This is a genomic window from Flintibacter porci (genome assembly GCF_041925195.1).
In the GTDB taxonomy this organism is placed as follows: Bacteria; Bacillota; Clostridia; order Oscillospirales; family Oscillospiraceae; genus Lawsonibacter; species Lawsonibacter porci.
In genome coordinates this window covers 17,474-37,187 of record NZ_JBHEVB010000004.1, presented here as the reverse complement: position 1 = coordinate 37,187, position 19,714 = coordinate 17,474, and the positions used below count along the sequence as shown (strand labels likewise).

Below are 19,714 nucleotides of genomic sequence, written 5' to 3'. Positions count from 1 at the left end.
CATGCCGTTCCTGCAAAAAGCAATATTACTTTCTTATGACCCCCGGCCATTTGGGGCGGGCGTTTTTTGCCCTTGCTACGGGGGCTTGCGGCGGGTATAATGAAAGAAAATCAGAAATTTGGAGGACAAACGGATGAGCCGGGAACAGGTGCTCTCCCTGCTGCTGCAGCAGGAGAATCAATATGTATCCGGGGAGGCCATGAGCCGTACCCTGGGGATCAGCCGCGCGGCGGTATGGAAGGCCATTGAAGCTCTGCGCCAGGAGGGGTATACCATTCAGTCCGCGCCCAACCGCGGGTATCGGCTGGACAGCGCGCCCGACCGGGTGCGGGAGGGCGAATTGACCGGACCTCTGGCCGGATGCCATCTGGGCGGGAAACTCCTGTGCCTGGACACCGTAGATTCCACCAACACCGAGTGCAAGCGCCAGGCCATGGCAGGAGCGCCGGATGGGTTGGTGGTTATCAGTGAGGAGCAGACCGGCGGCCGGGGACGGCTGGGACGGACCTTCCAGTCCCCCAAGGGCCGGGGCCTGTATGTATCTGCCCTGCTGCGCCCCCAGCTGCCCCCCGCAGAGGTGACCGACTTTACCGCCTGGGTGGCGGTGGCGGTGTGCGACGGCATTGAGGCCGCCTGCGGTCTGCGTCCCCAGATCAAGTGGACCAATGATATCATTCTCAACGGGAAAAAAGTGTGCGGCATCCTTACCGAGATGGGGCTGGAGAGCGAGAGCAACGCTCTGCAATACCTGATCCCGGGCATCGGCATCAACGCCAACCACGCCCCGGAGGATTTCAGTGAAGATGTGCGCCCCATGGCCACCTCTCTGGCCCAGGAGCTGGGCCATCCGGTGCGCCGCTCCGAACTGGCCGTCCAGGTCATCCGTGCCCTGGACCGGATGTACGCCGCCTTCCCCCAGGGGAAGCAGGAGTATTTGGATAAGTACCGCGCCGACTGCCTCACCCCGGGCAACCAGGTGCAGCTCATCACCCCCGTCTCCCGCCGGGAGGCCAAGGCTGTGGCCATCGACGACGAATTCCGCCTGGTGGTGGAGTATCCCGATGGCAGCCGGGAGGCCCTGTCGGCCGGAGAAGTTTCGGTGCGGGGCATGTATGGATATGTTTAAAGTGTAGCCTCTGCCGGACGGCTTGTAAGAGCCGTCCGGTTTTTTTGTGCCGATTTGGAAGGAAATTGGAAACGACTTCTGTCAAAACTCCACGAAAACAGGCAAAAAGGTCAGAAAAAAGGAAAGAGGTTTTGTGCCTTTCGCTTAAATTGCAAAAAAGATAAAATTGGGGCTTGAACCTATAGTTACTATACCTATTATGATGGGTTCATCGAAAACGAGAGCAAGTGGAGTGTAAGGAGGAAGCAGTATGGAATCCACCATTTTGATCCGCAACGCACGGGCCATTGTGACCTGCGACGGACAGGACCGGGTGTACTACGACTCGGACATGCTGATCCAGGGCCCCAAGATCGTTAAGATCGGAAAGAATCTCACGGACCCTCACGATCAGGAGATCGATGCTACCGACAAGTTTGTCTATCCCGGCCTTATCAACACGCACCACCACTTTTTCCAGACCTTTGTACGAAACCTCAAAACCATTGATTATCCCAACATGACGGTGCCTCAGTGGCTGGACAAGATCTACCGCATCTTCCAGATGGTGGACGACCAGGTGATCTATTACTCCTCCCTCACCGCCATGGCCGACCTGCTTAAGCACGGCTGCACCTGTGCCTTTGACCACCAGTACTGCTTTACCAAGGCCACCGGCAAGGCTCCGGTGGACCGGCAGATGGAGGCGGCCTCCCAGCTGGGCATCCGCTACCACGCAGGCCGCGGCGTGAACACCCTGCCCCGTGAGGAGGGCAGCACCATTCCCGCCAACATGCTGGAGACCACCGACGAGTATCTGAAGGACTGCGAGCGCATCATCAAGCTCTATCACGATCCCAAGCCCTACTCCATGTCCCAGATCGTCATGGCTCCCTGCCAGCCCATCAACAGCTACCCCGAGACCTTTACTGAGACCGTGACCTTTGCTCGAGAGAAGGGCGTGCGGATGCACACCCATCTGGGCGAGGGCGAAAACGAGATCATGGTGGAGCGCTGGGGCAAGCGCACCCTGGACTGGTGCGGCGAGATTGGCTTCCTGGGTCCCGACGTGTGGATCGCCCACGGCTGGGAGCTGACTCCCAAGGAGTACGAGGTGCTGGCCAAGGCGGGCACCGGCGTATCCCACTGTCCCGGCCCCGCCATCCTGGGCGGCTTCCCCATCCTCCCCATCGGCCAGATGCAGGAGATGGGCGTGTGCGTCAGCCTGGGCTGCGACGGCTCGGCCACCAACGACAGCTCCAGCCTGCTGGACTCCATGCGCACCGCTTGGATGATGCAGGCCTGGCACAGCAAGCAGCGGGGCGGCTGCATCTCCCCCTATGAGATGCTGAAGATCGCCACCGTCAACGGTGCCAAGACTCTGGGCCGCAACGACCTGGGCTCTCTGGAGCCGGAGAAGGGCGCCGACCTGTTTATGGTGGACGCCGGGGTGCTGGAACTCACCGGTACCCTCCACGATCCCAGAAACCTGCTGGCCCGCACTGGCGTCACCGGAAACGTGTGGCTGACCATGGTCAACGGCCAGGTGGTTTTCCAGGACGGGCATCTGACCCGGGTGGACGAAGGGAAATTGGCCCGGGAGGGCGAGGCCGTGTGCACCAAGGTGCTGCGGGAGCCCTGCGAGGCCTTCCACAATTTGGGCTGAGCATTGCTTGGTTCCATGGGATATGATTTGAAAAAGGAGAAGATACGATGAAAAAGCTGATCACTCTTGTGCTGGCCATGGCTATGGCCCTGTCTCTCGTCGCCTGCGGCGGGGGTTCCGGCTCCAATTCTGCTTCCAATTCCGGCTCCAACAGCCAGAGCGGCACCCAGGAGGGCGCTCTGAAGGTGGCCCTGTGCATGTCCGGCGCGGTCAACGACCAGGGCTGGAACCAGTCCGCTTATGACGGCGCCAAGGCTGCCTGCGACAAGTACGGCTACGAGCTGGCCTACACCGAGAACCTGAATGCCGCCGACATTGCCGCTGCCTTTGCTGACTATGCCGCCGCCGGCTACGATGTGATCATCGGCCACGGCTTTGAGTTCGGCGATCCCGCTCTGGAGGTCGCTTCCACCTACCCCGACGTTACCTTTATCTGCACCGAGGCCAGCGCCTCTGCCGACAACGTGGCCTCCTATGTGATGGCCTGTGAGCAGACCGCCTATGTGGAGGGCGTCATCGCCGCCAGCATGAGCCAGACCGGCACCATCGGTGCCATCGGCCCCATCCAGGGCGACTCCCTGGTGAAGATCGTCAACGGCTACATTGAGGGTGCTAAGTCCGTCAACCCCGACATTGATGTGAAGACCGCTTGGACCAACTCCTACGTGGATACCCAGCTGGCTCAGGAGTCCGCCTCCGCCATGATCGAGGGCGGCGCCGACGTCATCAAGCACTGCGCCAACGCCTGCGGCAACGGTGCCATCAGCGCCGCTGTGACCGCCGATATCTGGTGCCAGGGCGACTCCTATGACCAGAGCTCTCTGGCTCCTGAGAACATCCTGGACTCCGCCATCTACAACCTGGACGTGGTGCTGGACATCGCCCTGGGCACCGTGGCTGACGGCTCCTTCGAGGGCGGCGTGTACAACCTGGGCATGGCCGACGGCGCTGTGGAGGTTCTGATCTCCGACAACGTGCCTCAGGAGGTCGCTGACAAGGCTCAGGCCACCATCGACGCCATTGTCTCCGGCGAGCTGGTCATCACCCCCAACTACACCGTAGAGTAAATTTTATCTGAACAAACATCCACAGCGCCGCGGTACAGCCTGTACTGCGGCGCTGTACGGGATAGGAGAGATCGATATGGCCCTGCTTGAAATGCAACAGATCTGCAAGGCCTTTTCCGGGGTCTACGCCAACGACCATGTAGACCTGACGGTGGAAAAGGGCGAGATCCACGCGCTGCTGGGAGAAAACGGCGCGGGCAAAACCACCCTCATGAATATCCTCTTCGGCATCTACAGCGCAGACAGCGGACAGATCCTGTGGAAGGGCGAGCCGGTGCGCTTTGCCTCCCCCAAGGACGCCATTGCCGCGGGCATTGGGATGGTGCAGCAGCACTTCTCCCTGGTGCGCAAGATGACGGTGCTGGACAACATCATCCTGAATCTGCGGGACAACCGCTTTGTGCTGGACCGCAAGCAGGCCCGGCAGCGGGTGTGCGCTCTGGCGGAGAAGTACGGCCTCACCGTGGACCCGGATGCCCAGGTGGGCAGCCTGTCGGTGGGCGAGCAGCAGCGGGTGGAGATCCTGAAGGCCCTGTACCGGGATGTGGAGCTGCTCATCCTGGACGAGCCCACCGGCGTGCTTACTCCCCAGGAGACGGCCCAGTTCTTTGAGGTGCTCCGGGCGCTGCAGAAGGAGGGCTACGGCATCATCATCATCACCCACCGCATGAGTGAGATCATGGCCATCAGCGACCGGGTCACCATTCTGCGGGACGGGAAGAAGGTGGCCCAGCTGATCACGGCCGAGACCCAGCCTGATGAGCTGTCCCGGCACATGATCGGCCGGGAGCTCAATGAGAGCTACGATGTGGACACTCCGCCGGGAGAGGAGACGCTGCTGTCTCTGGAGGCCATCTCTCTGCCCCGGAAAAAGAAGGGCCATCCCCTCCACGATATCACCCTGGAGCTGCGCCGGGGAGAGATCCTTGGTGTGGCCGGCGTTGAGGGCAACGGCCAGAAGGAACTGGCCGAGATCATCACCGGCATCCAGCACCCCTCTCAGGGCCGCGTGGTCCTGGACGGACAGGAGATCCAGCGGGAGAATGTCCGGCAGCGGTATGAGCGGGGTGTGGTTTATATCTCCGACGACCGCCTCAACGATAGTCTGGTCACCGACATGGACATGACGGAAAACCTGATGCTTCGGGACTACTGCCGCGCTCCCTTCTCCCACAAGGGACTGCTGGACCGCAAGGCCATGCTCCAGACAGCCAAGGAAAAGATCCAGCGCTACCAAGTGCGCTCCTCCGGGACTTCCGGAGAGGCCACGCCGGTGCGTCTGCTCTCCGGCGGCAACCAGCAAAAGCTGATCGTGGCCCGTGAAATCCATGACCGGGCTCAGGTGGTGGTAGCCAGCCAGCCCACCCGTGGTCTGGATATCGGCGCCACGGAATTTGTCCGGGATCGGCTGGTGGAGCAGCGCAATGCCGGAAAGGGCGTGCTGCTTATCTCTGCCGACCTGGAGGAGATCATGGCTCTGAGCGACCGCATCGCTGTGCTGTTTGGCGGGCGGATCGTAGGTGTGCTTACCCGTCAGGAGGCCACCGTGGAAAAGATCGGCCTTCTCATGGGCGGTATCACAGGAAAGGAGGCGGTGAGATGACCGCGCTTACCAACCGGAAACAGACCCTGCTGGATGTGCTGACCATCTGCCTGCTTACCCTGGTGATCAGTGCTCTGCTGATTTTGGCCTGCGATGCCAGCCCGGTGGAGGCGGCAAGCCTCTTCGTCAAAGGAATCTTCGGAACCAAGGCCAGCTTTGCCGAGATCTTTGTCAAAGCCTGTCCCCTGATCCTCACCGGCCTTGGCTGTGCGGTGGCTTTCCGCACCGGCTTTTTCAACATCGGTGCCGAGGGACAGTTCTACGTGGGCGCCATTTCTGCCACCTTGGTGGCTCTGGGCCTGCCTCAGGTGCCCGGCGTGGTGCGCATCGTCTTGTGCATGGTGGTCGCCTTTGTGTGCGGCGGTATCTGGGCGCTGATTGCGGCGGTGTTCAAGACTCGCTTCAACATCTCCGAGATCATCGTCACCATCATGCTCAACTACATCGTCATCAACTTCCTGGGCTATGCGGTGCGCTCCTTCCTGATGGATCCCGCCGGCAATGTGCCTCAGTCGGCCAAGATCGACCAGGCGGCCCAGCTTCCCAACCTGATCACCTCCACCCGCTTCCACGCCGGCATTGTGCTGGCCTTTGTGCTGGCGGCTGTGGTTTGGTTTTTGATGGAAAAGACCACCGTGGGCTATGAACTCAAGGCGGTGGGGCTCAACCAGCGTGCCGCCGCCTGCAACGGTGTGCCGGTGGTGCGCAGCATCATCTTCTCCGCCTTCCTCAGCGGCGGTCTGGCCGCCATTGCGGGAAGCATCGAGGTGCTGGCCATCCAGAAAAAGCTGATGGAGGGCATCTCCGGCGACTGCGGCTATACTGCCGTACTGATTGCCCTGGTGGCCTTCAACCGTCCTCTTGGCGTGGTGGCGGTGGCCATTCTCTACGCCGCCATGGAGGTGGGGGCCAGCTCCATGCAGCGGCAGCTGGGTGTTCCCTCCGCCATCGTCAGTATCATCATCGGCGTGGTGGTCGTTCTGATCCTGGCCAAAGAGCTGCTGCGCTGGTATAACCTGAGAAAGAAAGGGTAAGGGGGGAGCACGATGCTGCAAGAGATTTTGACGGTTGGTTTCTTCACTGCGTTTTTGTCCGCAGCAGTGCGCCTGGCCATGCCCTTGATGTATGGCGGCCTGGGCGAAATGATCGCAGAGCGGGCCGGTATCCTGAATATCGGCATGGAGGGCGTGATGCTCTCCGGTGCGTTCTTCTCCTTCGCAGGCGCCTGGTATTTTCACAGTATCCCTGTGGGCCTGCTGTGCGGTATGTTAGGCGGCATGGCAGTGAGCCTGCTGCACGGCCTGCTTACCATCCGTCTGGCCAAGGACCAGTCGGTGAGCGGCCTGGCGCTGAATATGCTGATGCTGGGTGTGACCAGCTTCCTGTATAAGCTGGTATCCAGCGGGCAGAGCTATCAGCAGGTGGAGACCCTGCCCTCCCTGCCCATTCCCGGACTGTCCGCCATCCCCGTGATCGGAGAGGCCTTCTTTAACCGGGACATCCTCACGTATCTTCTCTATGTGCTGATTGTGGTTGCCTTTTTCTTCTACCGCAATACCAACTGGGGCCTCAATTTCATTGCCGTGGGTGAGCATCCCCGGGCAGCGGAGTCGGCGGGTATCCCGGTCAACCGCTACCGCTGGATCGCTATGGTGCTCAACGGCGTGCTGGGCGGAATCGGCGGAGCCTATCTGGTGCTGGTGCAGCTGGGTGTGTTCACCGAGAATATGCTCTCGGGACGCGGCTATATCGCCCTGGCTACGGTCATTCTGGGCCGGTACACCTCTTTTGGTGTGTTTGGCGCGGCGCTGCTGTTCGGCGCGGCCAACGCCCTGCAGATTCGCCTGCAGACCATCGGAGTGGAGATCTCTCCCTATCTGCTGGCCATGCTGCCCTATGTGATTACCCTGGCGGCAATGCTGGGTGCCATCGGCAAGAACAGTCAGCCCGAGGGACTGAGCAAGCCCTACGTCAAGGGCATGCGCTGATACAAAGGAAATCCCCGCACAGAATGTTCTGTGCGGGGATCTTTGCGTTTTGGGGCTGCCCTTTGCGCGGGAGGAAAAAGTATGTTATGATGGGGCACGACAGGAGGGAGCGAAATGAAAGCATATCTCACCGTGGGCGAGATGGGCCGGATGTTTGGCCTGAACGTACAGACGCTGCATTACTATGATAAGATCGGCCTGTTCTGCCCCCAGCTTCGAAATCCGGAGACCGGGCGGCGTAGGTATAAGTTTGACCAGGTCTATCAGCTGGCCACCATCCGCTACCTGCGTAAGCTGGGCTATCCGCTGGAGGATGTCCGGGTCTACCTCAATTCCCGCTCCCCCGTGCACACCATGGATCTGCTGCGGGAGCGCTCGGCAGCGCTGCGTGCCCAGTGGCAGGAACTGATGCGCATTGACGAGGCCATTCTGCGAAAACTCCAGTTTATGGAGGAAAAGCAGGAGCACATCTTCTGGGACGGAGTGCGGCGGGTGCCCTTCCCCGAGCGGCGGTACATCCCCATTGGCAGTGAGGAGATCCTGTATATGAAGGACTCCTTCTATTTCTATCCTACCATCGCGTTCTACGAGGAAAATCTGAAATATTTTGGTGCGTATGTGGTAGGGCCGGATATGGGCGGGGAGAAGGAAGAACTGCCCGAGGAGTCGCAGGCCACCCTCCCTATTCCGAAGGGAGACTATCTGGTGGCATTTCATAAGGGCAGCTACGATGAGATCCCCCAGCATATTGCCCAGATGCGCCGGGAGAATGCTGATCTGAACCTCAGTCCCCTGACCGTTACCTTTAATATCATTGACCAATTCGTGGAAAATAAGGTAGACAACTATATCACTGAGCTTCAGATCCAAATTTTAGAGCCCTGATGAGACACCCCGCCGAAGCGGGGTGTCTTTCTTGTCTAAGGACTATCGGATCAGGCAAACTGTTTGAGCAGATGGATAAAGTCCTCCATGTAGGTGGAGCGGAAGGCCTCCTCACGCCAAATCAGATTCCAGGTGAGATAGTAGTTGGGATCGCCCACCCGGAAATAGCTCACCGGATGGGGATAGTTATGTTCCCGGCGGTAGCTCTCCATGGTGAAGGCCACGCCTAACCCCTCTGCTGCCATCTGGCACCCCAGCTCAATATTGCTGACCAGATAGATTTTGCGCGGCTCCACTCCGGCGTAGCGCAGAGCGGCATCTGCTACCACGCGCACGCTGCGGCCCTCTTCCAGCATGTAGAAGGCTTCCTGTTCCACATGGTGCAGATCCAAGTAGGGGTAGTGACAGCCCTCCAGCCAGCGGCCGCGCCGGACAGCGGGATGATCGGCAGGCAGTACCATCAGCATGTGGTCCTGACGTACGTGTTCTACATGCAGGCCGCTGTGGGTAGGGGGCTGATTGATGTAGATAAGATCCAATTCACCAGCACACAGCGCATGTTCTAAATTTTCGGCGGTGTCTTCGTGCAAAATTACATCCACTCCCGGATAGTCCATACGAAAGCGGCGTATGAGCCGGGGCATCAAAAACAGGTTTCCTTTTCGCAGTCCGCCCACATGGAGCGTACCCTGCCGCCCGCTGGTCAGGTCGCTCATTTCCATCTCAAAGTCATACTTCAGCGCCACAATCTGCTGTGCCCGGCGCAGGTAGGCCTCTCCCACCTGAGTGGGCACTAATTTCTTGCCCAGACGATGGAAGAGAGGGGTTCCCAGCCGCTTTTCCAGGTTGGTCAGAAACAGGCTCAGCGTGGGTTGGGTAACATGGAGCTGCTCTGCGGCACGAGTGATGCTGCGGGTCTTGTCCAGAGCCAGCATATATTCCTGTTCTCGGGTATTCATAGCGGCACCTCCACAACATTGAAAAAACCAATGATTAGAATAAAAATAATAAATTTGTTTTTTGAATGTTACTTTATTATACTAAATACAACAGGAAGAGGTCAACACCCCATGACGTCTTCCAAGTCAAGAATGAGGAGAGGAAAACTATGCCAGAGAAAGCAATCTCCGCAAAGAAAAAGGGCTTTACCATGCCCCACACCTTTGTGATCCTGTTTGTCATCATTGCCATTGCCGTGGCTCTGACCTGGATCATCCCCAGCGGTGAGTATGCCCGTATTGAGGACCCTGTGTCGGGCAGCACCGTGGTAGACGCCACCTCCTTCCAGTATGTAGAGGATGTCAGCGTCAATCCCCTCAGTGTCCCCATGATGATCGTGGAAGCGTTTGTGGATAACGCGGACCTGATCACTCTGATCCTGCTCAGCGGCGGCGCCATCTATATGCTCACTGCCGCGGGAGCGCTCCAGGCGCTGGTGGCAGTAATCGTGCGCCGCTTCAGTAACCGTGTGGAGGTCTTTATCCCCCTGCTGATGCTGGTGTTTGCTCTGATCTGTACCACGCAGGGTGTGAACACCTTTATCGGATTTGCACCCATTACAGTCATGCTGGCCCTAAGCTTAGGACTGGACTCCATCGTAGGCGTGGGCATTATCCTGCTGGGCGGCGCCGTGGGCTTTGCAACCGGTACTCTGAATGTGAGCACCACCCTGGTGGCCCAAAAAATTGCGGAGCTGCCCAACTACTCCGGCATCGGCTACCGCTGGGTGTGCTTTGCAGTGTTCTATGTAGTCACCTGCTTCTGGCTGGTGCGCTACGCCAAGAAGATCCAGAAGAATCCTCAGCTGAGCCCCATGTATGACCTGGATCAGAACAGCGAGTTCAAGAGCGGCTCTCTGGATGATTTTGGCCACCTGGATACCCGCAAGACCCTGTGCATCGTGGCCCTGGTTGTTGCTCTGGTAATCATTGTCTACGGCTGCATTGAGAAGGGCTGGGACTTTGCCGAGCAGAGCGCCGTGTTCCTGGTGCTCTCCATCGTGGTTGGCCTCATCGCTGGATTTGACCTCAACAAGATCTGTGCTGAATTTCTGAAGGGCACCAAGAAGATGCTGGGCGCTGCCTTCATCATCATGTTTGCCCGTGCCATCGGCAGCGTGCTCAGCGCCGGTCTGATCACCGACACCATCGTGCACGCCATGGCCGAGGTTCTGACAGGTCTGCCCGCCGCTCTGCTGGGCGTGGGTATGCTGGCCGCCAACACCCTCATCAATGTGGTGCTCACCTCCGGTTCCGGCCAGGCTGCTGCCGTTATGCCCATTATGATCCCCCTGAGCGATCTGCTGGGTGTGACCCGTCAGACTTGTATCCTCAGCTTCAACTTCGGCGACGGTTTCTGTAACTACATCCTGCCCACCTCCACCGCCCTCATGGGCATCCTCAGCGCCGGTAACGTGCCCTATGACCGCTGGATGCGCTTTATGTGGAAGCTGTTCCTGGTGTGGTTTGTGGTAGGCGCTGTGCTGGTAGTGATCGCCCAGCTGATGAACTACGGTCCTATGTAACAACAAACTCCCGCTGCGGAAGGAATATGTGAGGTAGACGAAGATGAAAGAGAAGCTGTATGAATTGATCCAGAAGCAGCAGGAGACCCTGTTTGCCATGGCCGACCAGATCCACGACGACCCGGAGTATGACGGGGAGGAGTATCATGCCTCTGCGATGCTGGAGGACTATCTGGAGCAGCACGGATTTCAGGTAGAGCGGGGACTGGAGAACTGGCCTACTGCGTTCCGGGCCACCTGGGGCAAGGGGGATGGTGGTCCCCGCATTGGCCTTCTGTGCGAATACGATGCCCTGCGGGGCCTGGGCCACGGCTGCGGCCATCACATGCAGGGCCCCTGCATCTGCGCCACAGCCATTGCGCTGAAAGAGGCGGGCTTTGAGAATCCCTTCCAGCTGGTGGTGTACGGCACTCCGGCGGAGGAGACCCGCAGCGCCAAAGTTTCCATGTGGGAGTCGGGGTACTTCCGGGACATGGATGTGGCTCTGATGATGCACGGCGGACCGGATACCTGCGTGGATGAGAAGAGCCTGGCTCTGACCAACTACCTGGTTGTCTTTAAAGGCCAGGGCGCTCACGCCGCTCTGGCTCCCGAGAAGGGGCGCAGCGCTCTGGATGCTCTGCTGCTGGCCTTCAACGGAATGGAATTTTTGCGGGAGCATGTGCGGGAGGATACCCGGATGCACTACACCATTAAGGAGACTCCCGGCCCCACCAATGTAGTCCCTGCCCGGGCGGTGGGTGAGTTCTCCCTGCGCAGCTATTCACGGGAAGTGCTCAATGACGTGTGCCGTCGGTTTGAGCAGATCATTCAGGGAGCGGCTCTGATGGCTGATGTGGAGTATGAGATCACCAAGGAGAAGAGCCTGGACAATAAGGTGCCCTGCTATCCTCTCAATGAGATCATCATGGACAATGCTGCCGCCTGTGGCGCGCCCGGTCTGGCTCCGGTCCGGAAGAAGACGGGCAGCACGGACTTCGGCAACGTGACCAACCACATGCCCGGCTGCTGTATCCGGGTGAAGTTTGTGCCCACCGGTACCTCCAGCCATACCCAGGCATTTGTGGATGCAGGCAAGAGCCAGGAGGCTCACGACGCCATCCTGTACGGTGCCAAGACTCTGGCCGGAACGGCCTGCGACCTGATCTGCCAGCCGGAACGGGTCAAGGAGCTTTGGGATGCGTTTGAGCAGGCCAAGGCCAACGCGTAAACGAATCGAGAAACAAAATGACCAGCCCCAGCGGAAATTCTTCCGCCGGGGCTGATTTTTTATGCGTGAGAAAGGGAAGGAGGGGGTAGTCTCTGCGCGATGCAGAAAGATGTTGGATGCGCGCATTCAGACAAGTCAATGTCCCACGGTATCTCAGCTGCACCGGCCTGGAACAGTAAAGACAGGCAGGGAGGTTCCTCCATGGGGAATAACGAGGTGTTATCTGACATTTTTCACTAATTTAATGGAAAAATTCGGACAGGAAAAATATTTCAGATTTCTTTCAGAAATGTTTTTTTAACAATCCACCAATAAACACCCCAGATTTCCTTAAAATAAGCTGAAAAGGTTAATATTTATAAAAACCGTTAAAAATAACATTGACTTTTAGTTTATATATACAAAAAGATTGACGTTAGAAGAAAAACAAAGATATAATAAACGTACCGATCCAGAGGAAATTTGTTGTGCACAGAAGTTTGCTTCACAGGGGATGACCCAGATCACAAAGCACAAAATTTCTCCTGGAATGCTTCGGAGGGAAAGAAAAGGAGGTCTCAACATGAACGTCTCTGGTAAACGGACATCAAAATGGATCAGTATGCTCCTTGCGCTTGCTATGCTGTTCAGCCTGCTGACAGTAGGCGTATCGGCTCAGACTGTGGCGGATGGAACAGCAGAGAATATGGTTGTTCTGGCTGCCGAGGAGAAGGGAAATGTAACCTTTACATATCCCAAAGACATTGATCCCGAAAAGACTGAACTAGAATTTTATGCTGGCTTCCCCACCTCTTCCAGCCGCACCTTGGAGGAAATGATCTCCCGGGGTGAGCTGAAAGAAATCAAAGCGAATGCTGATGGAAGCTACACGGCTGCAGAGCCGGGCGTGTATAGCTATCACATCTCCGGCAATGGATATTATAACATCCTGAAGATCGTCAACATCCCCCAGAACGATGTGGACAAGGGCATCACGATTGAAGTGGTCGGCGGTCCCTTGGGTGAAAATGATGATGAGTTCGGCGACGGCTATCAGCCCACGGTAAAGCCTTCTCAGGCTCCTGACTCCTATGTGATGGACGCCCGGGATGCCATGCTGTGCATCTGGCCCGACGAGATCCTGGAGCACTTCACCACCGAGAATACCACCCACGACAAGGAGTATAACACGCCCGCCTTTGACGGAACGGACGCCGCCCATGAGTTCACCACTCAGGACGAGATGGTAGAGTTCATGCAGGATCGGGATAAGAAGTGCGACTATATGTACCTCTATTCCGCCGGCGAGACTCCCAACTACCACTTTGATATTCCTCTGGCTATCTTCACCAACACCAAGATCCCTGCCAATGCCACTCTGGAAGAGGCTGCTAAGCTGGTGAAGGAGAATGGAAAGACCACCGTTTGGTATCAGACTCAGATCCATCCCAATGAGCCCGCCTCCGGCGAGGGTGCTCTGGTCGTCGTGGACAACTTTGTCAATGACCCTGAGGCCAAAGCTCTGCTGGATGATATCAACGTCGTGATCGTTCCCCGTATCAATCCGGACGGTTCTTATCTCTTCAGCCGCGCAACTTATGACGGCTTTGACATGAACCGGGATCATATGGCCCTGAAGGCTGCGGAGCTGGCTCAGCTGCATACGGCATACCGCCTGTTTATGGCTGAGGTCGTTCTGGACGGCCACGAGTTTACTTTCTATGGAGCCAGCTCCGGAGAAGAGACCGGCAAGGCTTACATGAGCAATGCCTATGACCTGGAGACTACTCCTGCTACCAGCCTGAACAACGATCCGGAAGTGACCGAGATCGCGCTGGAAATGTGCGGCGAGGCCTTCGAGGACGCCAGAGATGCCGGCCTGCGGGTATACCACTACGGTACCACCGTCAATAATCCCATCGGCCGCGCCTACTTTGGCCTGTATGACTGCGTCTCCTTCCTGATCGAGACCCGCGGCATCGGTGCCGGCAAGACCAATTTTGAGCGCCGGGTATTCTCTCAGGAGACTGCCATCATGTCCTACATTGAGCAGACTGCTGAGCGGGCTGACGAGATCAAGAAGGCGGTAGCCGACGCCCGTGCCGAGACCATTGAGAATGGTAAGACTTACGACGAAGATGATCTGCTGTATCTGTATCAGACTTCTTCCGGCAACACCAAGACCGAGTATTATGCTCTGAATACCCAGTACTATTTCGACGGCACCCTGAAGCGTGAGGAGAAGGTCTATCTGGACCTGAACGACACCGGTGCACGTACCCGTGTGCGTCCCACTGCTTATGTGATCCCTGCGGATGTGGAAAACATCGATAAGATTCTCTACATCATGGATAACCAGGGCGCGGAGTATTACAAGGTAGGCAAGGGCACCGAAATCGAGCTGCAGCAGTATTACTTTGTGGAAGAGGACGGCAGCAACAGCTGCATTGCCGATCTGCGAGAGGCGGAAAAGGTCTCCTTCCCCAACGGTGCGTATGTGTTCCCCATGGACCAGGTGGCCGCTGACGTGATCGCCATGCTGGTGGAGCCCGATGTCACCGACTCCAAGGGCTATGACGGCACACTGTATCAGTACGGTGTGGTGGACTATGACAAGGAAACCCTGAACTTCCCCCTGTACCGCTATATTGGCGACAACCCCAGAAATCTCTCTTCCTTCCCCTTCACCGACGTGAGCGATAGCGCCTGGTACTATGAGGCGGTGAGCTATGCCTATCAGAACAACCTGTTCAACGGCACCAGCGCCACTACCTTCGGCCCCGACGTTACCATGAACCGCGCCATGCTGGTCACCGTGCTGTACAGCATGGAGGGCAATCCCGCTGTGTCCGGCGAGCTGACCTTCAAGGATGTTTCCAAGGACGCTTGGTACTACAACGCAGTTCTGTGGGCGACCCAGAAGGGAATCATCAGCGGATACTCCGCGGATAAGTTTGGCTCCAACGACACTCTGACCCGGGAGCAGATGGCCCTGATCCTCAACGGCTATGCCAAGAATAAGGGGTATGACGTGAGTGCCAAGGGCGATGTGAGCGGCTTTACAGATGTGAAGTCCATCTCCGATTGGGCGCTGTCCTCTGTGGAGTGGGCCGTGGGCGAGACTCTGCTGTCCGGTAAGGACGGCGGCAAGCTGGCTCCCACCAGCGGCGCCACCCGCGCAGAAGTGGCTCAGATCCTGATGCGTTTTTGTGAGAATGTTGCCAAATAAATATTCTTAGAGCAGAAAACCGCGCGGCCAATTGGCCGCGCGGTTTTTTGTTGGGATCAGAGGCGCTGAAGGATATACCGGTCACTGCGGCGGTTTTCCAGCGTGAAGATCTGCTGGCGCACCGTCTGGACATAATCCAAATCGATCTCTGCCGTAATAAAGCAGGGTTTATCAGAGGCACAGGCAATCACATTGCCCCAGGGGTCAATGACCATGGAATGGCCATAGGCCTGGAAACGGGGTTTTCTGCCGATCTGGCCCGGTGCGATCACATAGCATCCGTTTTCAATGGCACGGGCCTTGAGCAGAGGCAGCCAGTGATCTTTGCCGGTGTTCAGGGTAAAGTTGGCCGGGCACAGGAGAATATTGGCTCCCTCCAGAGCCATGATGCGAAACAGTTCACCAAAGCGCATGTCATAGCAGATGGACAGACCCAGATGACCAACTTCTTTGGTGTCCACTGTAACGATGTTCTGGCCGGGGCAGATCCGGTCGGATTCCCGGACTGTGGGACCGCCGTTGCCGATGGACACGTCAAAGGGATGGAGCTTTTCGTAGTGGGCAGCCAGCTCTCCCTGGGGATTGATGACCATGGTGCAGTTGTAGGGGCGTTCCTCGCCGCTCTGGGCGTAGATACTGCCGCAGTGCAGCCACACATTCAGTTCTTTGGCCAACGCGGAGAAGCGCTGGAAGGTAGGTCCACCGGGGACCGCTTCTGCAATGTCCCGGATTCCGGGTCCCACATAATTGACGCTCTCAGGCATACAGATGAGCTTAGCGCCTTGGGCGGCAGCCCCGCGGATCAGTTCTTCCGCAGCAGCCAGATTGGCCTGCACATCGTCCTGGGAATCCAGTTGGATCACGCCGGCAAGAAATTTGTTCATAAGCGCTCGTCCTTTCTCTGAAATACAAAGTCCTGGGGCGCGGCCCCGTTTTCCTTATTGTAGCATATCCTCAGCCGAATGGAAGAAAAAAGTTTTCAAAAAAAGAGAAAATAACAAAGATTACCGCAGGAAATATATATTTTTTAAGAGAAAAGCAGGATAAATTTATGGAAAAACCGGAAGAAAGCGATTATAATATGTTCCATTGGAGAAGCTGCTCGGGAAACTGCCTGATATGATGCTTGCTCCACCGCTCCAGAGGCATTATAATAGGAGTGTTAAGCTAAAATACCCGCCGAGCCAAGTGCGCGGGATCTTACATAGAGGAGTACAAACACATGGAAGAAAAGCTTCAGCAGGTTTGTCAGGCCTTCTGTATTGAGGGGGCCTTTCAGTCCTACGAGGAGATCAAGGTGGGGAATGTAAACCGCACCTATAAGGTCAATTATCTGCGGCCGGATGGACGGCCCAAGTCCTATATCATCCAGGCGGTGAATACCTTTGTATTCAAAAAGCCGGTGGAGGTTATGGAGAACATCGATAAGGTGACCGAGTACATCCACGCCAAGCAGCCCCAGCGTACCGTTCTGCACTTTCACCATACGCCGGACCGGAAGATCTATCTCTTTGATGACAACGGGTTCTGGCGCCTGTTCAACTACATTCCTTCCAGCACTTATAATACCTGCTCCGACCTGGAGGTAGTGCGCAGCGCCGGCGAGGCCTTTGGTGAGTTCCAAATGCTGCTGGCCGACTTTGATGCCCAGCAGCTCTACGTGACCATTCCCGACTTCCACGACACCCGCAAGCGCTATCAGAAGCTGCTTGCCGATGTGGCGGAGGATCCTATGGGCATGGCTGCCCAGGTGGCCGAGGAGGTGGAGTGGCTCAAGTCTGTGCAGCAGCAGGCCTGTCGTCTTACCGACCTCTATGAGGCAGGACAGCTGCCTCTGCGGGTGACCCATAACGACACCAAGATCAACAATGTCCTCTTTCAGCCCAACGGAAACCAGGCCATCGTAGTTATTGACCTGGATACCGTAATGCCTGGCCTGGTGGGCCACGACTTTGGCGATGCCATCCGCTTTGCGGCCAACTACGTGGAGGAGGATTCCCCCGAGGCGGAGAAGGCTGGGGTGGATATGGAAGTGTTCCGGGCCTTCACCCAGGGCTTCCTGAAGCACACTGCTGCCACCCTCACCCAGCAAGAGGTAGATACCCTGGCCCTGAGCTGTTTTGCTCTGACCTGTGAGTTGGCTACCCGCTTCCTGGATGATTATATTCTGGGCAGCCCCTACTTTAAGATCCAGTATCCGGAGCACAATCTGGTGCGTGCGCGCTGTCAGATTGCTCTGGCGAAGGATATGCTCCAAAAATTGGACGAGATGGACGCAGTGGTACACCAGTGCATGGAGCAGTACCGCTGACGCCTCAAGCTGCATTTGACAAGGAGGCAATGAACCATGAATTTGGAAATCAGTAATCTTCTGGACCTTTGCCATACTTTGGCGGGGGACTATCTCAAGCAGTTCCAGTACCCTTGGCAGGCTTTGGACGGCATCAAGGAGCTGATCCTTACCCTGGGAGCAGGATTGTCCCCCGAGGAATATGACCAGCCCCAGCCCAACGTCTGGGTCCATAAGACCGCCACCGTGGCCCCCACTGCGTTTCTGGGTGCGCCCTGCATCATCGGTCCGGAGACCGAGGTGCGGCACTGCGCCTTTATCCGGGGCTCTGCCCTGGTGGGAGCTCACTGCGTGGTGGGCAACTCGGTGGAACTGAAAAACGTCATCCTCTTTGACAACGTCCAGACCCCCCACTATAACTACGTGGGCGACTCCATCCTGGGCTATAAGAGCCACATGGGTGCCGGTTCCATTACCTCCAATGTAAAGTCGGATAAGACCCTGGTGGTGGTCAAGAACGGCGAGGAGAAGATCGAGACCGGCCGCAAGAAGATGGGCACCATCCTGGGCGACTTTGTGGAAGTGGGCTGCAACTCGGTGCTCAACCCCGGTACCATCCTGGGCCGCCGCAGCAGCGTCTATCCCACCTCCTGTGTACGAGGCACGGTGGAGGCAGACCACATCTATAAGGATAAGGACCATATTATCCCCCGCACCTGAACCGCATTCTCCTATCCGGTCCTTTCACCGGTGTAATTAGCTACATTTAGTATAGAAAGCGAGTGTGAATACATATGGGAAAGTATTTTGGCACGGACGGGTTCCGTGGTAAGGCCGGCGAGGGCCTGACTGCTGACCACGCCTATCAGATCGGCCGCTTCCTGGGCTGGTACTTCGGCCGCACCCACCGAGCTCAGATCGTGGTGGGCAAGGATACCCGCCGCTCCAGCTATATGCTGGAGTACGCCATCAGCGCGGGTATGGCCGCCTCCGGCGCCGACGTCCACCTGCTCCATGTCACCACCACCCCCTCTGTCTCCTATGTGGCCCGTACCGACGGCTTTGACTGCGGCGTGATGATCAGCGCCTCCCATAACCCCTTCTATGATAACGGCATCAAGCTCATCAACGGCGAAGGCGAGAAGATGGAGGAGAGCGTCATTTCCCTGGTAGAGGACTATCTGGACGGCAAGCTGGAGCTGGACGGACAGCCCTGGAAGGAACTGCCCATGGCCACCGAGGCCCAGGTGGGCAGCATCGTGGACGACACTGCCGGCCGTAACCGCTACATGGGTTACCTCATCTCCCTGGCCGTGTATTCCTTCAAGGGCAAGCGGGTGGCTCTGGACTGTGCCAACGGCAGCGCCTGGCACATTGCCCCCCGGATCTTTGAGGCTCTGGGCGCCCAGGTATTCACCATCAACACCAACCCCGACGGCACTAACATTAACCTCAACGCCGGTTCCACCCACATCGAGGGCCTTCAGCGCTACGTAGTGGAGAACAAGATGGACGTGGGCTTTGCCTATGACGGCGATGCTGACCGCTGCCTGGCCGTGGATGAGAACGGCAAGCTGGTGGACGGCGATCAGATCATGTACCTGTATGCCTGCTACATGAAGGAGCGGGGCAAGCTGGTCACCAACAAGGTGGTTACTACCGTCATGTCCAACTTCGGCCTGTACAAGGCTCTGGAGAAGGCGGGTATCGGTTATGAGAAGACCGCCGTGGGCGACAAGTATGTCTATGAGAACATGGTGCAGAACGGCCACCGCATCGGCGGCGAGCAGTCCGGCCACATCATCTTCACCAAGTACGCCCGTACCGGCGACGGTATCCTCACCTCCCTGAAGATCATGGAGGCCATGCTGGCCAAGAAGCTGCCTCTGAGTAAGCTGGCTGAGCCGGTGACCATCTATCCTCAGGTGCTCATCAACGTGCGGGTAAAGGATAAGAAGGCTGCCCAGGCTGACGCCGATGTTCAAGCCGCTGTGGAGGCGGTGGCTGCCGAGCTGGGCAACACCGGCCGCATCCTGGTCCGTGAGTCCGGCACTGAGCCTCTCGTACGCGTGATGGTGGAGGCTCCCGATCAGGAGCTGTGCCAGGCTCTGGCCCAGCGCGTGGTGGATATGATCAAGCAGAAGGGTCACGCGATCTAATCAGAATAC

Annotated in this window: 15 protein-coding genes; 13 read left to right on the top strand and 2 right to left on the bottom strand. The window is 57.5% G+C overall.

Going from position 1 to position 19,714, the window contains the following annotated elements; genetic code table 11:
* Nucleotides 1-133 precede the first annotated feature (133 nt).
* From ACEVJL_RS05185 to ACEVJL_RS05155, 7 genes are all read left to right on the top strand, one after another.
* Complete coding sequence (locus ACEVJL_RS05185) at nucleotides 134-1,126, top strand: biotin--[acetyl-CoA-carboxylase] ligase (RefSeq protein ID WP_235397469.1); 993 nt, start codon at nucleotides 134-136, stop codon at nucleotides 1,124-1,126.
* 250 nt (nucleotides 1,127-1,376) lie between these two features.
* Nucleotides 1,377-2,771 carry an amidohydrolase gene (locus tag ACEVJL_RS05180; RefSeq protein ID WP_008981932.1) on the top strand — a complete coding sequence of 465 codons (1,395 nt, stop codon included), beginning with the start codon at nucleotides 1,377-1,379 and terminating at the stop codon, nucleotides 2,769-2,771.
* 47 nt (nucleotides 2,772-2,818) lie between these two features.
* A complete protein-coding gene (locus tag ACEVJL_RS05175; RefSeq protein WP_302668056.1) occupies nucleotides 2,819-3,838 on the top strand; it encodes a BMP family protein in 1,020 nt (339 codons plus the stop codon).
* A gap of 76 nt (nucleotides 3,839-3,914) precedes the next feature.
* Nucleotides 3,915-5,441, top strand: coding sequence for an ABC transporter ATP-binding protein (locus ACEVJL_RS05170; RefSeq protein WP_374737107.1), 1,527 nt, complete (start codon nucleotides 3,915-3,917; stop codon nucleotides 5,439-5,441).
* Nucleotides 5,438-6,475, top strand: coding sequence for an ABC transporter permease (locus ACEVJL_RS05165; RefSeq protein WP_374737106.1), 1,038 nt, complete (start codon nucleotides 5,438-5,440; stop codon nucleotides 6,473-6,475). The genes ACEVJL_RS05170 and ACEVJL_RS05165 overlap by 4 nt, the downstream gene beginning before the upstream one ends.
* A 12-nt stretch (nucleotides 6,476-6,487) precedes the next feature.
* Nucleotides 6,488-7,429, top strand: coding sequence for an ABC transporter permease (locus ACEVJL_RS05160; RefSeq protein ID WP_008981928.1), 942 nt, complete (start codon nucleotides 6,488-6,490; stop codon nucleotides 7,427-7,429).
* A gap of 114 nt (nucleotides 7,430-7,543) precedes the next feature.
* Nucleotides 7,544-8,314 carry a MerR family transcriptional regulator gene (locus ACEVJL_RS05155; protein WP_302668055.1) on the top strand — a complete coding sequence of 257 codons (771 nt, stop codon included), beginning with the start codon at nucleotides 7,544-7,546 and terminating at the stop codon, nucleotides 8,312-8,314.
* A 50-nt stretch (nucleotides 8,315-8,364) separates the two neighbouring features.
* Here ACEVJL_RS05155 and ACEVJL_RS05150 read toward each other — a convergent pair whose 3' ends face one another.
* On the bottom strand, nucleotides 8,365-9,273 hold the full coding sequence (locus ACEVJL_RS05150) for a LysR family transcriptional regulator (protein WP_008981926.1): 909 nt from the start codon (nucleotides 9,271-9,273) through the stop codon (nucleotides 8,365-8,367).
* Between the two features lie 149 nt (nucleotides 9,274-9,422).
* Between ACEVJL_RS05150 and ACEVJL_RS05145 the strand changes: the two genes are divergently transcribed.
* The 3 genes from ACEVJL_RS05145 (at nucleotide 9,423) to ACEVJL_RS05135 (ending at nucleotide 15,256) form a co-directional block, all read left to right on the top strand.
* The gene (locus ACEVJL_RS05145) at nucleotides 9,423-10,838 is read left to right on the top strand and encodes a YfcC family protein (RefSeq protein WP_374737105.1); all 1,416 of its coding nucleotides are present in this window, start codon (nucleotides 9,423-9,425) and stop codon (nucleotides 10,836-10,838) included.
* Between the two features lie 43 nt (nucleotides 10,839-10,881).
* Nucleotides 10,882-12,048, top strand: coding sequence for a M20 family metallopeptidase (locus ACEVJL_RS05140; RefSeq protein WP_325208122.1), 1,167 nt, complete (start codon nucleotides 10,882-10,884; stop codon nucleotides 12,046-12,048).
* A 562-nt stretch (nucleotides 12,049-12,610) separates the two neighbouring features.
* Nucleotides 12,611-15,256: an S-layer homology domain-containing protein gene (locus ACEVJL_RS05135; protein ID WP_374737104.1), complete on the top strand. Its 2,646-nt coding sequence runs from the start codon at nucleotides 12,611-12,613 to the stop codon at nucleotides 15,254-15,256.
* A 56-nt stretch (nucleotides 15,257-15,312) separates the two neighbouring features.
* Here ACEVJL_RS05135 and ACEVJL_RS05130 read toward each other — a convergent pair whose 3' ends face one another.
* On the bottom strand, nucleotides 15,313-16,140 hold the full coding sequence (locus ACEVJL_RS05130; RefSeq protein ID WP_020989367.1) for a carbon-nitrogen hydrolase family protein: 828 nt from the start codon (nucleotides 16,138-16,140) through the stop codon (nucleotides 15,313-15,315).
* 338 nt (nucleotides 16,141-16,478) lie between these two features.
* Here ACEVJL_RS05130 and ACEVJL_RS05125 point away from each other — a divergent pair, with 338 nt between their 5' ends.
* The 3 genes from ACEVJL_RS05125 to glmM all read left to right on the top strand — a co-directional run bounded on the left by ACEVJL_RS05125 (nucleotide 16,479) and on the right by glmM (nucleotide 19,705).
* Nucleotides 16,479-17,567 (top strand): phosphotransferase enzyme family protein, encoded by a 1,089-nt coding sequence (locus ACEVJL_RS05125; protein WP_374737103.1) that lies wholly within the window; start codon nucleotides 16,479-16,481, stop codon nucleotides 17,565-17,567.
* A gap of 36 nt (nucleotides 17,568-17,603) precedes the next feature.
* Nucleotides 17,604-18,266: an acyltransferase gene (locus ACEVJL_RS05120; protein ID WP_374737102.1), complete on the top strand. Its 663-nt coding sequence runs from the start codon at nucleotides 17,604-17,606 to the stop codon at nucleotides 18,264-18,266.
* A gap of 74 nt (nucleotides 18,267-18,340) precedes the next feature.
* Complete coding sequence (gene glmM, locus ACEVJL_RS05115; protein WP_374737101.1) at nucleotides 18,341-19,705, top strand: phosphoglucosamine mutase; 1,365 nt, start codon at nucleotides 18,341-18,343, stop codon at nucleotides 19,703-19,705.
* The last annotated feature ends 9 nt before the right edge of the window (nucleotides 19,706-19,714 follow it).